The sequence below is a fragment of the Pelovirga sp. C15f genome (assembly GCF_057178085.1).
In genome coordinates this window covers 54,697-69,383 of sequence record NZ_JBXUCV010000002.1, presented here as the reverse complement: position 1 = coordinate 69,383, position 14,687 = coordinate 54,697, and the positions used below count along the sequence as shown (strand labels likewise).

At 55.2% G+C, this 14,687-nt stretch carries 14 protein-coding genes; 4 read left to right on the top strand and 10 right to left on the bottom strand.

The genetic code is table 11. The annotated features are described in order from the left end of the window. Positions 1–16: 16 nt before the first annotated feature. Positions 17–637 carry an arylesterase gene (locus AC1931_RS05480; protein ID WP_483876238.1) on the bottom strand — a complete coding sequence of 207 codons (621 nt, stop codon included), beginning with the start codon at positions 635–637 and terminating at the stop codon, positions 17–19. On the opposite strand from AC1931_RS05480, the gene AC1931_RS05475 reads away from it, so the two are divergent. From AC1931_RS05475 to AC1931_RS05465, 3 genes are all read left to right on the top strand, one after another. After that, positions 636–1,325, top strand: a complete 690-nt coding sequence (locus tag AC1931_RS05475) for an ABC transporter ATP-binding protein (RefSeq protein WP_483876237.1) — start codon at positions 636–638, stop codon at positions 1,323–1,325. The two genes, AC1931_RS05480 and AC1931_RS05475, sit on opposite strands and share 2 nt — an antisense overlap. Continuing rightward, a complete protein-coding gene (locus AC1931_RS05470) occupies positions 1,322–3,844 on the top strand; it encodes an ABC transporter permease (RefSeq protein WP_483876236.1) in 2,523 nt (840 codons plus the stop codon). The genes AC1931_RS05475 and AC1931_RS05470 overlap by 4 nt, the downstream gene beginning before the upstream one ends. Before the next feature lie 71 nt (positions 3,845–3,915). Continuing rightward, complete coding sequence (locus AC1931_RS05465; protein ID WP_483876235.1) at positions 3,916–5,202, top strand: DUF945 family protein; 1,287 nt, start codon at positions 3,916–3,918, stop codon at positions 5,200–5,202. Positions 5,203–5,215: 13 nt separating this feature from the next. Here AC1931_RS05465 and AC1931_RS05460 read toward each other — a convergent pair whose 3' ends face one another. The 9 genes from AC1931_RS05460 to tatB form a co-directional block, all read right to left on the bottom strand. Then, the gene (locus AC1931_RS05460; protein ID WP_483876234.1) at positions 5,216–5,941 is read right to left on the bottom strand and encodes a hypothetical protein; all 726 of its coding nucleotides are present in this window, start codon (positions 5,939–5,941) and stop codon (positions 5,216–5,218) included. Positions 5,942–6,053: 112 nt separating this feature from the next. Continuing rightward, positions 6,054–6,794 (bottom strand): SDR family oxidoreductase, encoded by a 741-nt coding sequence (locus AC1931_RS05455; RefSeq protein WP_483876233.1) that lies wholly within the window; start codon positions 6,792–6,794, stop codon positions 6,054–6,056. Continuing rightward, positions 6,748–7,125 (bottom strand): LapA family protein, encoded by a 378-nt coding sequence (locus AC1931_RS05450; protein WP_483876232.1) that lies wholly within the window; start codon positions 7,123–7,125, stop codon positions 6,748–6,750. The genes AC1931_RS05455 and AC1931_RS05450 overlap by 47 nt, the downstream gene beginning before the upstream one ends. A gap of 225 nt (positions 7,126–7,350) precedes the next feature. Next, positions 7,351–8,808, bottom strand: coding sequence for a DegQ family serine endoprotease (locus AC1931_RS05445; RefSeq protein ID WP_483876231.1), 1,458 nt, complete (start codon positions 8,806–8,808; stop codon positions 7,351–7,353). Continuing rightward, complete coding sequence (locus tag AC1931_RS05440; RefSeq protein ID WP_483876230.1) at positions 8,795–9,217, bottom strand: response regulator; 423 nt, start codon at positions 9,215–9,217, stop codon at positions 8,795–8,797. The genes AC1931_RS05445 and AC1931_RS05440 overlap by 14 nt, the downstream gene beginning before the upstream one ends. Before the next feature lie 212 nt (positions 9,218–9,429). Next, positions 9,430–10,797, bottom strand: a complete 1,368-nt coding sequence (locus AC1931_RS05435; protein WP_483876229.1) for a sigma-54-dependent transcriptional regulator — start codon at positions 10,795–10,797, stop codon at positions 9,430–9,432. Beyond that, on the bottom strand, positions 10,794–12,272 hold the full coding sequence (locus AC1931_RS05430; protein WP_483876228.1) for a sensor histidine kinase: 1,479 nt from the start codon (positions 12,270–12,272) through the stop codon (positions 10,794–10,796). The genes AC1931_RS05435 and AC1931_RS05430 overlap by 4 nt, the downstream gene beginning before the upstream one ends. Before the next feature lie 118 nt (positions 12,273–12,390). Beyond that, the gene (tatC, locus tag AC1931_RS05425; RefSeq protein WP_483876227.1) at positions 12,391–13,158 is read right to left on the bottom strand and encodes a twin-arginine translocase subunit TatC; all 768 of its coding nucleotides are present in this window, start codon (positions 13,156–13,158) and stop codon (positions 12,391–12,393) included. Continuing rightward, positions 13,151–13,522 carry a Sec-independent protein translocase protein TatB gene (gene tatB / locus AC1931_RS05420; RefSeq protein ID WP_483876226.1) on the bottom strand — a complete coding sequence of 124 codons (372 nt, stop codon included), beginning with the start codon at positions 13,520–13,522 and terminating at the stop codon, positions 13,151–13,153. Before tatB ends, tatC begins: the two co-directional genes overlap by 8 nt. A 241-nt stretch (positions 13,523–13,763) precedes the next feature. Here tatB and nadA point away from each other — a divergent pair, with 241 nt between their 5' ends. Next, positions 13,764–14,681 (top strand): quinolinate synthase NadA, encoded by a 918-nt coding sequence (gene nadA / locus AC1931_RS05415; RefSeq protein ID WP_483876225.1) that lies wholly within the window; start codon positions 13,764–13,766, stop codon positions 14,679–14,681. Positions 14,682–14,687 lie beyond the last annotated feature (6 nt).

Genomic DNA, 14,687 nt, shown 5'->3' with positions numbered 1-14,687 from the left:
CTTCAATCCGGCCGGATCAGAGCGAAGAGAGCTCTTTTACCACCAGCGGCAAGATCCCTTCGACCATCACCTGTATCCCTTCCACATTAGGATGTATCCCATCAGCGAGATTAAGTTCCGGCTTGCCGGCCACCCCTTCCAGAAAAAACGGATAGAGAGAAACGCTGAATTCCTGCGCCAATTCCGGATAGATTTTATCAAAACTGTTATAATAGGCCTCGCCCATATTGCGCGGTGCCAGCATCCCGGCCAATAATACACTGGTCTGCCGTTCTTGCAGGCGGGTGATGATGGAAGCTAGGTTGGCGCGGGTCTGATCCGGACTTAAACCGCGCAGGGCATCGTTGGCACCCAGGGCGAGGACCACCAGATCGGGGTTGTCAGCCAGGCTCCATTCCAGCCGTGCGGCGCCACCGGCGCTGGTATCCCCGGAAATTCCGGCGTTGATGACGCGGACAGAGTGACCCTGTGCCACCAAAGACCGTTCCAGCTGTGCTGGAAAAGCCTCCTCTTCGGCCAGCCCGTATCCGGCCGTGAGACTGTCGCCCAGCACCAGAATGGTGACCGTCCCAGCAGCAGCTAAACTAAAAGGTGCTGTTAGCAGCACCACCAATAACCAGCAAACAGGAGTTTTCATGCCTGATCCTATTATTGAAATTAATGATCTTCACTTGAGTCTAGTCGGCGGCGCCGGCCCGGTCAATATCCTGCGCGGTATTGATCTTTGCGTCGATGCGGGAGAAACCATCAGCATTGTCGGTCCGTCAGGCGCCGGAAAAACCACCCTGTTGATGGCCCTGGCCGGCCTGGAGCCGGCAACCAGCGGCTCCATCAGGGTTGCCGGCACAACCCTTAATGGCCTGGACGAAGATGCCCTGGCCCGTTTTCGTCGGGCCCATGTCGGCATCGTCTTTCAGTCATTTCACCTGATCCCGACCATGACGGCGCTTGAGAATGTCGCCCTGCCACTGGAGTTTGCCGGTGACGATGCAGCCCTCGAACGGGCGGCAGCGGCACTGAAAGCCACCGGACTGGCACAACGCAGCGGCCACTTTCCCGGTGAACTGTCGGGCGGAGAACAGCAGCGTGTCGCTCTGGCGCGCGCGTTTGTCACCGAACCGGCGCTTATTCTTGCTGATGAGCCGACCGGGAATCTCGATCAGGATACCGGTCTGATGGTGATGAACCTGCTGTTTTCACTGCAACAGGAAAAAGGGACGTCGCTGGTATTGATTACACACGATACCAATCTTGCTGAGCGCTGCAGCCGCACGATTCATATTGCCGATGGCAGACTAGAAGCGCCTGCCGAGCAGGCATCATGATGAACCTCCTGCCCCAATCTCTGCGGTTAATGCGGCGGGAACTGCGCAACGGCCTGCGGGGTTTCGGCGTGTTTGTCACCTGCCTGTTTCTCGGAGTCTTTGCTGTTTCCGCGATCGGCAATTTCAGTGCCGCAGCTCGCTCCGGTCTCCTCGATGATGCCGGTGCCTTGCTGGGTGGCGACCTGGAGTTGCGCCTTGCCCATCGCCCTGCAGAGAGCGCCCAAATCGATTTTTTACAACAGAACGCAACGGTATCCAGTACGCTTCAGCTGCGCACCATGGCCCTGGCAGTTGCATCCGGACAGCGCAGACTGGTCGAACTCAAAGCGGTGGATGATCACTACCCCCTCTATGGTCAGCTCCTCCTCGATCCTCCACAACCGCTTGCGGAGGCGTTCGCCGAACACCATAACCTGCCTGGCGCCCTGGTTGAATCGGCTTTCCTCGACCGCTTTGACCTGGCCGTCGGCGACCTTATCCAGCTCGGATCAACCCGATTTCAAATCCGCGCCCGCCTGATCAACGAACCGGACCGGAGTTTTGGTGCTTTTACCCTCGGACCACGTGTCATGATAGATCAGGCCGCCCTGATGCAAACCGGATTGGTGCAACCAGGCAGTCTGGTCGATTACAACTATCGCCTGAAACTTTCCGACCGCGAACTTGCCGACACCTTCAGACAGGAACTGGATCGTCGCTTTCCCGACGCCGGTTGGCGTATTCGTACCTGGCGGCAGGCCTCCCCGCGAATCAGTGATTTTCTTGATCGGATGGAAACCAACCTTACCCTGCTGGGCCTTTGTGCCCTGCTGTTGGGCGGCCTGGGGGTTACCGGTGCGGTGCGCGGTTATCTCGGTGGCAAGGTCAACCACATTGCCACCATGAAATCTCTGGGCGCTTCCCGGAACCTGATTTTTACCACCTACCTGTTGCAGGTTCTCTCTCTTGGCGCTCTTGCGACCCTCGTCGGGCTGGCCGGTGGCGCCGCTATCCCCTGGGTGCTCAGTACTGCCTTGGGCGGTTTGTTGCCATTCCCGCTGGCTGTTGATTTTTTTCCCAAGGTCTGGCTTGTCGCCGCCAGTTTCGGTTTGTTAACGGCGCTGCTGTTTTCTCTCAAAGAAATCGGGACGGCCTGTCGCATCCCACCGGCCTTATTATTTCGCGGCTACGTCGAAACCCGCAAAAAAACCATTGGAGCCGGGGTGCGGATGACCATGGTCATCACCGCAATCATGCTTATCGCCGTTGCCCTGTTCAGCAGTGCTGACCGGCGCCTGGCCTTGTGGTTTGTCTGCGGTGCCGCTGTCTGTTTTGTGCTGTTCCATCTACTTGCTGCGCTGGTCATCAAGCTGACCCGGATGGCGCCCCGACCCTCACACCCGTTGCTGCGCCTGGCCCTGACCAGCCTGAAGAGTCCCGGCTCACCGGCCGGTAGTATCGTCTTTTCTTTAGGTATCGGCTTGACCGTGCTGGTGCTGATCGTCCAGATCCAGGGAAACCTCAACAGCCTGGTCACCGCTACCCTGCCGGAAAAGGCACCGACCTTCTTCTTTTTTGATCTGCAACCCCAGCAGATTGAGCCCTTTCGCGCATTGCTTGCCGACTATTCCCAGGACGTCACCTTTAACGCCTCACCGACCCTGCGTGGACGTATCACCACGATTGCCGGCATTCCCGTGACGGAGCGAGCCATTGATCCGTCAGTTCGCTGGGCGATTCGAGGCGACCGCTTTTTCAGCTATGCCGCCGCCATGCCTGCCGGCACTGAGATCGCCGCCGGTGACTGGTGGCCCGACGATTATCAGGGGCCGGCGCTGCTCTCCATCACCAGTGATCTCGCCGAAGGATTTGGCGTCGGCATCGGCGATACCATCAGCGTCAGTATCCTCGGTCGCACCATCACCGCCGAAATCGCCAATCTACGGGTTGTCGACTGGTCATCCCTGGAGCTCAACTTTGCCCTGATCTTTGCTCCGGGCACTCTGGAACAGGCACCCCACAGTTTTCTCGCAGCTGCCCATCTGCCGCCGGACCAGGAAGAGGAACTCTACCGCTTGATCACCACAACTTTTCCCAACGTCACAGCAGTATCCGTGCGCGAAATCCTTGCCAATGTCGCGCGCACCCTCAACCATATCGGCTGGGTCTTCAAAGGAATGGCGGCGGTGACCCTGCTGACCGGGCTGCTGGTACTGGTTGGCGCCATCTCTGCTGATCAGCATCGACGCATTCGTGATGCCGTCATCTACAAGGTGTGCGGATCAACCCGCCAGGATATTCTGCGCGTTTTTGCAGCTGAATTTCTTCTGCTTGGCATAATTACCGGCGGAGTCAGTCTGTTCATCGGCACCCTGGCGGCCTTTGCCGTTCTCGAGGGGCCCCTGAACAGTGACTTTCAGCTTCAGGGGGCTGCGGTATTCTTTACCCTGTTGACGGGAATTGCCATGACCATGATACTGGGGCTGCTCGGTACCTGGAAGGCCCTGGGGCAAAAGGCCTCCAGCTATCTGCGCCGCTGAATATCTGCACCGCATCATAAGAACAATGGGCCCCGATCCCAATACTGAACAGTACCGACAAGGATTCATTCATGTGGAAAAAACTGCTGACTCCGACCCTGATCATCACCCTTGTGACCCTCTTCACCCTGACCTGGTATTGCAGCATCAAGGCGGAAGAATATTTTGCCCTGTGGGTGGAACGTTCCAACCACTATGCTCCTGTCAGTACCACTAGTGAGCTGGTGAGCTATGAACGGGGATTTTTCACCGCTGAAGCGATTACCACGGTTGATATCGCCGATCTGGGTCGTTACGACTTTCACCATCTGATCCGCCACTATGCCTGGGGCGCTACGATAATCACCACTCCGGTGGCAGAATCAGGTACCTCTTCGTTGCTTGAAGGACTGCGTATTGTCACCGATGTCGGTCCCACCGGAGCAGCGCGCAGCAGGTTGTCGCTGCCACAATTGACGGTTGACACCGATATCGGAACGACGGTCACCATCGATCGTATTGCCGGCGAGGGGCACATCAATGCCACAGGCACTCAAGGATCCTGGAATATCAGCCTCGAGCAGATCCGGATTGTTTTGGATAAGCATAATCATCTTGTCATTGCCGGAATAAACAGTTCTGCCGAAATGGAGAATCTCGATCAATTTCCCCTCGGCCACAGTCGTACCCGCATTAACAGTCTGGCGCTGGAAACCGCTGATGGTCGCCCCTTTGTTATCAATGGGATGAATATTGAGTGGGCAAACCTCTTAGATCCCAAGCAGCGCTATGAAACCCTTTCTGACATATCATTTACCAGCATGCAGGCGGGTGAGAGCACGTTTGCGGAGGGTCGTCTGGCTCTCAGATTAAACGAACTCGATACCCGGCTGATTGAGTCCTTAATGACGGCAAGAAACAGGTTGCGTCACCATATCAGTTACTCTAATAACGTTGATGATCCTTTGATCGATGAAGTGATGCTGCCGGTTTACCACGCCCTGCTAGAATCGGGCGCAACCCTGGTGCTGGAAAACCTTTCCCTGGCGACAACGGGCGGGCAACTTTCTGGTGCCGGGCGCGCCAGCCTGAAACCGGAAACAGCGGATACCGCTCCCGGCGAATGGCTTGAACAGATCGATTCGGAACTGCAACTCGACTTTGATGTGGTTATCCTCGCCCGCCTCAACCAACTGGCGGAACAAATTCAGGGGAAGGCCGGAAATATCACCAGAAACGAGGAAGAATTACAGATGATTTTCGGCGGGCTAGTACAGCTGGGGTTTTTGAGTCACCTGGAAGGGGAGCGATTTCGTTTGCGGGTTGCATATAATAAAGGCGAGATCAAACTCAACGACCAACCGTTCCGGTTATTCTAATTAATAAATGCGCTCATATCGACAGGCTGATCTGCTTGTCGGTATAGAGGGCAAAAACTCCGGGGGTCCGTTCAAATAGGATGGCGCGACGATTTTCCTCATCCATTTCGCCTGCGGCGACCATAATACGGATGTCAACTTCGAGGGCGGAATCGTACTGAGCCTTGACTTGGGGTTGAAAATCCACCTGTAAATACCTGGTGGCACAACGAAAGGATCCATCGCGGGCAACGGCATCGACCAACACCGGCCCTTCCTGTCCCGGCAACAGCTCAAGACGAAGATAGCGCAGCTGCACCACCGCCAAACCTCTGCTGAAATAGGGAAGAAAATTGTGTTCAGCATCGAGAGGCGGGCCAAAACCGACATCGGGGTTCGACATCAGGGAGCGAATCTGCGCCGCCAGGTGATCAAGCCCCGCCATCGTTACCTGATGAGCCTGCAGCAGGTCAAACAGTTCCTTGTCGGCATAAGCAATGCCGATGGTTCCCAGATCTTTTACCAGAACCGCATAGTTGATCCGCTCAAGGTGGCCAATCTCTTTCAATCGATCGATCAGCTGACGCATGGCAACAAAGCGCCGACGCGGCTGCCCGCCCTTTTTTTCCCGCGGCTGATCCTGACCACGGGGCTTTTCATCGTGAGGTTGCTGTGGATCGATACGCGGGTAGGGCTGCACCGGCTCCACTTCACGGTAGAGCAGGTAGCCTTGAGTGTCAGTGACACGTAAGTCGGCCATCGCCTTCCATCTTTCGTTGGGTTATATGGTAATGACAACCTGCTGAAAAATCCAAAAAATCACCATTCCAATCACCTGTCGACAGCTTCCGGCCCACCCTTTAGACATTTTTCTATTCGCGATGTACCGCCAGGGCATTCCAGCTCTGCTGAACCGGCATCAGTTCAATCGCATTGATGTTGACATGGGGGGGCCGGTTCACTGCCCAGTACACGGTTTCGGCAATATCTTCGGGGCGCAGCGGTTTAGTGCCACGATACACCTGGGCAGCCTTGTCCGCATCTCCCTTGAATCGCACTTCAGAAAACTCGCTTTCCGCCATCCCGGGGGCAATATAGGTAACCCGTACCGCAGTACCATGCAGATCAGCCCGCAAATTACGGCTGAACTGTTCGACAAAAGCCTTGGTAGCGCCGTAAACATTGCCCCCTGGATAGGGCCAACTGCCGGCGGTTGAACCAATATTGACAACATGACCGCGGTTGCGCTTGACCATCTCCGGCAATAACACCCTGGTACAGTAGGTCAGGCCCTTGATGTTGGTGTCGATCATCGTATCCCAGTCGTTGATATCCACATCCCACGCCGGTTCCAGCCCCAGAGCCAGCCCGGCATTATTGAGCAAAACATCCACCACCGGCAAATCGGCAAGCTGATGAAAGACGGCCTCACGGTCACGCACATCAAGGGTAACAGAAGCACTGACTGCGTCGCCCAGTTCCTGGTGCAACGCCTGTAAACGCTCGGTACGGCGACCGGTAAGGATCAGTTGCCAGCCGTGACGGGCAAAAAGACGGGCACACGCGCTACCGAATCCTGATGTCGCTCCGGTAATCAGTATTGTTTGACTCATGATCTTCTCCTGTTGCAATGATTGTTTCCTGCTGCTGTGGTTCGCCCGGCGAATTTTCATCGTTGTCACCGGCAGCGTCCGCTTTCAAAGCCGTCCCCTGTTGCTGCGTTGCTTCTTTGGCAGCCTTTTTCTTTTTATTGTAAGACTGGCGCCGCAATACCAGCACCATTCCCAGCAACACGCCGACGGCAAGCACCGTCATCAGCAACAAGGCAAAAGACAGTGCATATTCCCAATTGAAAAAACGTACCGTTACCGGAATACTGTTCTGATAAACAAAAGCCATCACCACGGCCAGTAAAACGACAAACACAAACAATTTGAATTTCATCGATTGGCTCCTGTCACTTGCGAACCGTACGCCAAGGGTCGGTGGATAAACTCTTTTGTCGCTGCATCATGACGACAAGCAACAGTTTAACTGTTTTTAGCGCAGATTTTGGATAAAAAAAAGGGGAACCCTGCTGATTCCCCGAAATGAACGTAGGAGGTAACGTTCAATAAAAGTATGTGATGGCCTTCCGGAGCTGAGCAGAGCGCCGGTTGACCTGCGTTCCTATCTATATCTCAATGCAATATAACGACTGCTACTGCCTTGGCGAATCAGCAGCAGAACCGTATCCCTTTTACTCTGTTCAACCAGCGAAACCACTTCTTGAGGATCATCGACGTCGACCCGATTGACCTCTTCAATCAAAGCACCAGCCTCAATGCCGGCACGGGCCGCAGCCGATCCGGGCTCAACGGCAGCAACCAATACCCCGCGATTTTCCTCGTAGCCGAACTGTTCGGCCAATTCCCTGGTCAACTTCTGTAAACGCAAACCAATCTGGGGCAGAACATCGGTACCGGCCTCAGCGGCTGGAGGGTCAGCGCTTGCGGCTGTTTCAACTTCCAGGGCATCTACGATGATCTTGTGTTTACGTACGTTGCCCTTGCGCAGAACCTCCAGTTCAATGGTGGTACCGGGACGGGTCAAAGCTACCTGATTGCGAAATGCAGCAACACTTTCAACGGTGGTTCCATTGAGCTTGAGGATTACGTCCCCCTGCTCAAGGCCACCTTTTTCTGCCGCTGAATCTTCCATCACCTGTGATACCAGAATGCCCTGACGTTGATCGATATCAAAGGACTCCGCCAGCTCTCTGGTCAAATCCTGAATATAAACACCGATCCTGCCACGGGTGACCTTGCCGTGTTCGGCTAATTGTAAATAGATATTCGTCGCCATGTTGATGGGGATAGCAAAGCCAATCCCCATATAGCCGCCACTGCGACTAAAAATCGCTGTGTTCATTCCGACCGCTTCACCATCCAGGTTAACCAGCGGGCCGCCGGAGTTGCCCGGATTGATAGCAGCATCGGTCTGGATAAAATTTTCGTAATCGGTCAGGCCGATACCACTGCGCCCCTTGGCGCTGACAATCCCGGCGGTCATGGTATGAGAAAGACCAAAGGGGTTGCCAAAAGCCAGCACCCAGTCACCTACTTCGAGCTGATCCGAATTTCCCAGTTTGATGTAGGGAAGGTCTTCCTTGGTATTGATGCGGATCAACGCCACATCGGTGGGAGGGTCGGCACCGACCAGTTCAGCATCAAATTCACGTCCGTCCTGAAACTGGACGGTAATTTTATCGGCTTCTCCGACCACGTGGTTGTTGGTCATGATGTAACCATCGGCGGAGATCAGAAAGCCTGAGCCCTGGCCGGTGGTTCGGCGCTGGGGGCGATCCGGTGCCTCGCCTCGTGGCGGCTCACCAAAGAAACGGCGGAAAAATTCTTCACCAAAGGGGCTGCCTTCAAAGGGGTTCATCAAGGGATCGCGAGTGCGTACCTGAACTTCCTGCTCTACCTGAATGTAAACAACCGCTGGTGAAATGTCGCGGGCCACACTGCGAAAAGCCTTACCGGTTTCACGCAGGTTTTCCAGTCCACTTTCCTGTGCCGACACGGAAGAAACCAGCAGTGTCAGCACCAGCAACCCCAGAATCCCTAAAAACCTAGTTACTCTCATGATCGACTCCTTTAATGCGATCGTTGCGGAGACAAACATGCGCGATCAATGTCATCATCTCATCCAGATCGAAGGGCTTATCAATGACTGCGGCGGCGCCAAGTTGTCGCGCCTGGCGATGGATTTGCTCATCACCGAAAGCCGTCATACAGATAAAGGGGATCTGCGGCATATTCCGATTGCGCCGAGCCAGAACCTCAAGGCCATTTAATCCAGGCATACGGATATCACTGATCACCAAATCGAACGATTGCGATTCTGTCAGCCTGGTCAGCAGCTGCTCACCGTTGCTACACTGAAAGACCCGGAATCCGGCATTTTCCAGGACCAGGGCAAGCAGTTCACGCAGTTCCTTATCATCTTCGGCAATAAGGACACGCTGGGTCAGGTCAATACAAACAGCTTCCATTGTCGTTCAACAATTATCTCCGAAAACAGATTAAACAGATGCTGCCGATAGCAGTATCGGTAACCTCGGCATGCTGATATCCCCTGATTTAAGCACAAGACATGCCAAAGACAATAATCGCTTTTTCAGCTAGTTAAACGGAAACAAGGTGGGGCATAATGACTCAGTGGGGCAAATTGCCCCGAGCTGTTGGGAGATGGGGGGGATGAAAATCATGTCTCCTTGAGTTTGCGATAGAGGGTTTTACGGTCAACCCCAAGCAAACGTGCGGCCAGGGTGCGGTTGCCATCCAGCTTTTCAAGCACCTGCTGAATATAGCGCTGCTCCATCTCTTCCAACGGGATAATCGTCTGCCCGTCGTGCAGGTTGGCCGGTAACGGCGCACTGTCACCAGGGTGACGGATGGCATCAGGCAGATCATCGACGGTAATGGTGTCATGGAGGGTCAGGGCGACTGCGCGCTCAATGGTATTGCGCAGTTCACGCACATTGCCGGGCCAGGAGTAAGCCAGCAGGCAGGCTGCCGCCGGTTGCGCCAGGCCAACCACTGACTTTCCAAATCGCCGGCTGAGCTGCTGAAGGAATTTCATCGCCAGCAGCAGAATATCGTCACCACGCTGACGCAAAGCTGGCAACTCCAGCTGGATCACGTTAAGTCGGTAAAAGAGGTCACTGCGAAACAGCCCAGCGGCTACCGCCTCGCCCAGATCACGGTGGCTGGCGGCAATAACCCGGACATCACAGGCGATTTCACTGCTCCCACCCAGCGGCCTTACACGATGATCTTCAAGTACCCGCAACAGCTTGGGCTGCAGCGATAAAGGCAATTCGGCAATTTCGTCAAGCAGCAGAGTGCCACCGGAAGCCTCTACAAACAGCCCCTTGCGCGCTTCGCGGGCATCGGTAAAGGCACCCCGGACATGCCCGAAGAGCTCGCTTTCAAGCAGATTCTCCGGCAGCGCAGCACAGTTAAGGGCGACGAAGGGGCCGCTACTGCGCTGACTCTGGCGATGCAGCGAACGCGCAACCAGTTCCTTGCCGGTCCCGCTTTCTCCCGCCAGCAGCACCGACGTATCCAGTCCGGCAATGCGGGCGATCTGTTGTTTAAGCTTAACCATCGGCGGGCTTTCCCCCAGGAGGTCATCGTCCGGTTGCTGACGGCGAACCTGATCCTGCAAACGGCGAACGGTCTCCTGCAGGTGGCGATGCTGCAAACCCCGGTCGAGGGAAATACTCAGCAGATCAAGATCCACCGGTTTGGTGACAAAATCGTATGCCCCCGCCCGCAATGCGGCAATTGCTGTTTCGAGACTGCCAAAGGCAGTCATGATGATGACCGGCAGATCGGGACGACGCTGATGCAGTTCGGCACAAAAATCGATACCATTAATTTCCGGCATATTCAGATCGGTCAGAACAATATCGATCTGGTGCTGGTCCAACAACGTGCGTGCCTGTGCCGCTTTCAGGGCTTTCCACACCTGATGTCCGCGCTGCTGCAGATCCTCATGCAGCAGCTCACACAGCGCACGATCATCATCGATCACCAGAATGCCCCCTGGCAGGTCGGCCTTGCTCATACCAGCTCCCCGCGGCAATCCACCGGCAAATAGACCCGGAACGTGCTGCCTTTGCCGGGAACGCTGTCGACGGCGATCCAGCCCCCGTGTTCCTGAACAATTCCGTAGGCAATGGACAGTCCCAACCCGGTTCCTTCACCAACTTCCTTGGTCGTAAAGAAAGGATCAAACATCTGTTTTTGAACCTCAGGCTCAATACCGCTGCCCTGGTCACTTACCTGCAGACAGGCCCAGGACTGATCAGGATTTTCGATTCCATCGGGAACGCTGACGGCAGAAGCCGGATAACTGGAAAGGCTGATCTTGCCGCCTTCGGGCATGGCGTGAATACCGTTGAGAATCAGGTTTAGCAGTACCTGTTGTAACTGCGCCGAGTCAGCACATACCAGCAGTTCCGAAGGAGTTTCTTCGACACCGAGTTCGACCTGCTGCTTATTGAGGGTCGGCTCCAGCAACGGCAACACCGCACACATCACCAGATTGAGATCAACCCGCTGTTTGCGGGCTTCGCCGCGCCGGGCAAAGCTCAACAGCTGTCGCATAATGCCGGTCATGCGCTGCGCCTGTTCGTGAATGATCGTCGCTGAACGAGTAATATCCTCGGCTGCCATTCCTTCCCGGGTAATCAATTTGGCACGGCCGGCAATCACATTGAGGGGCGTCCCCAACTCGTGCGCCATCCCCGCCGACAGTTGCCCGAGGGTTGCCAGCCGCTCGGTATGGCGCAACTTTTCCAGCGCCTCAAATTTAGCCGCATGAGCCGCCTGCTCGGCATCGCGCGCCTGGGCCAGCTGGCCACGCATGCGCTCAATCGTATTTGACAATTCGGCCAGTTCATCACTGCCGGAAAGGTTGACACTGGTGGAAAAGTCTCCGGTACCAATCCGCTCAGCCTGGGCGCGCAGCTTGCGCATTGGTCGTCCGACCCAGATGCTCCCCAGCACGGTCATCAATAAGAGTCCCGACACCACCAGGGCGCCGACAACGATAGCCGAGCGGCGCAAGCTCTCCTGAACATAATCATGCATTTCTTCCATCGATTCCGTTAATTCGATGGCTCCTATGCGTTCACCAGGGAGTAGTACCGGCAGATAGGTCAGCAAAAAATCATGCCCCTCATCCGAAGCCGCCATCAGGGTGACGGTTTCCTCAAGACGCAATCTGTCAAGATGGGCAACTGGGACGCGGGGTTGATAAGACGTAGGCACATCGTTACTGACCCACACCCAGCGAACCAGGGTTTCGGAGTAGCCCTGATTGGCGCGCAAGAGAAACCCCAGGGCTTCTTCCTCACCATGCTGCTGCCACAGTTCTGTCACCATGACACGCAGGCTTTCACCGATATGGCGAGCCTCGCGACTCAAATTTCGCTTGAGCTGCTCCCGTTCGCGCTGGATGGAAAGGTAGCTGTAAACGGAAAAGATCAGCACCACACCGAGAAGAATGGCGAGGGTTATTTTGATGGTCAGACGCATCGCGGATTATCCCTGTAACAGGTTCATGGGCCGATGGCACGGCAAAAAGAAAAATATTTTCCGCTCTTCTCGATCTGCTTGAAGTCTTGGTGGAAAAAAGATCTTTGCAACCACCAATCTAGTCCGCTTCAGTAGCCACCTCATCATCAAGGGTTTCATCGGCCTCTTTTTTCTTGCCGAACAGACGGGCAATAACAATCCCGACTTCGTACAAAATAATGAAGGGGATAGCGATGGAGGCCTGGGAAATCACATCAGGCGGGGTCAGGGTGGCGCCGACAATAAAGGCCACCAGGAGTGCGTATTTGCGATTTTTTGCCAGCCAGACGTGGTCGACAACCCCCATCCGAGCGAGAAAGAAAATGACAATAGGCAACTCAAAAACCAGCCCGAAGGCGATCAACAGACGCGTTGCCAGGGTCAGATAAGCCCCCATGGAGAGCATCGCCTCAACCCCGCTGACGGAGGTACCATAGTTAACCAGAAAGGAAAACACCGTCGGAAAAACCAGGGTGAAGCCGAAATAGGTACCGGTTCCGAAACACAAGGAACTGGCCACCACAAAAGGAATGGCAAAGCGCTTTTCATGGCCATAGAGTCCCGGCGCAACAAACATCCACACCTGCCAGATAATCACCGGGAACGCCACCACCAGCCCGGCCAGGGCGGATACTTTGAGGATAGTGAAAAAGGGCTCGGTAGCACTTATAAAAACCAATGAGCTTCCTTCCGGCAGAGCAGCACGAACCGGCTGGGCAATTTCCTCAAAAATCCGCTCGCCAAAGGCGTAACAGCCAAGAAACGCCACCAGCCAGGAAATAGCCGCATACATCAAGCGCTTTCGCAGCTCGGCCAGATGATCGGTAATTGCCATTCCATCAGACATGGGGAGTGGTCTCCTTACCCTGCTCGGCTACGGTTTCAGAAGAAGCCGGATCCGTTTGTTCCAGCTCCGACGATTCCACCCCCGATTGTTCAACTTGCGCTTCGGCAGTGACGACCTCTGCTGCCTTTTCTGCCTGCAACCTGGTCGCCTCTTGCTTATACTTTTCGCGCAATTCTTCCTTGTAACGATCCTCTTCTGCTTTGCTTTCAAGATCGATGGCACTCTTGAGTTCGTTGGTGGCCCGCTTGAATTCGGCGAAGCCCTTACCCACGGAACGCGCCAGATCAGGGAGTTTTTTCGGACCCAGGACAACCAGCGCCAGGGCGGCGATAATCAGCATTTCCGTCATCCCGATTCCGAACATAGTTTTTCGACCTTTCGTCGCTGCAGCACCCGACATATAGCTATTGGAGCAGTGCAGGTTACTGTTATCAAAGGAAAAAGGGCTCAATGCCAGCGCTTGCGTCCGCTGGTATTGGGGCGAGAATATCCCCTTGCGACCCACCTGTCAAGCACCCTGCAAAGAGGTGAAACAATTGACATATCAGGGGGTTTGATCTATTATCCCGGTCACTTTAAGGCCCTTCACAAAAGGTAAAAAGGCAATGAATCAAGATGCTTTGCAGCAACGTATCCGGCAGTTGGCGCGTGAACGCAATGCCCTGCTGATCGCCCATAATTATCAGCGTGATGAGGTTCAGGCGGTTGCCGACATCACCGGCGATTCCCTGGCCCTGTCGATGGAAGCCGCCAGCACCGACCGTACCGTGATCGTATTCTGCGGTGTTCATTTTATGGCGGAGAGCGCTGCTATTCTCGCACCAACGAAGACCGTGCTGCTGCCACGACCCGACTCAGGTTGTCCAATGGCCGATATGGTAACGGCCGAAAGTCTGAAAGCACTGAAAGCAGAGCATCCGGATGCCACCGTAGTCACCTACGTCAACTCCAGCGCTGCGGTAAAGGCCGAAAGCGACATCTGTTGCACCAGCTCCAACGCCATCAGTGTCGCCCGCTCCCTGCCGGCGAAAAAACTGCTGATGGTTCCCGATCGCAACCTGGGACGCTATATTGCCCGCCAGGTTCCGGAAAAGGACTACATCTTCTGGGAGGGCTATTGTCCCACCCACGACCGCCTTAAAACCGAAGAGATCATCAAGGCCAAGGCCGATCATCCCGGCGCCCTGTTTATGGCGCACCCGGAATGCCGTCCGGAAATCCTTGATCTGGCTGACCACATCTGCTCAACCAGCGGCATGTACGATTTTGCCCGCAGCAATCCGGCAACCACCTTTATTGTCGGCACCGAAGAGGGAATCCTCTGGCGCCTGCGCAAGGAAAACCCGGACAAAACCTTTATCATTCCCAGCCGCGGGCTGATTTGTCCGAACATGAAGCTGACCAGCCTGGAGGATATTCTCAAGAGCCTGGAAACCCTGGAGCCGCGCATTACCGTCCCTGAGCCGATCCGCTTACGGGCATTGACGGCCCTGGAAAGAATGCTGGCCGTCCCACGCGACTAGCGAGAA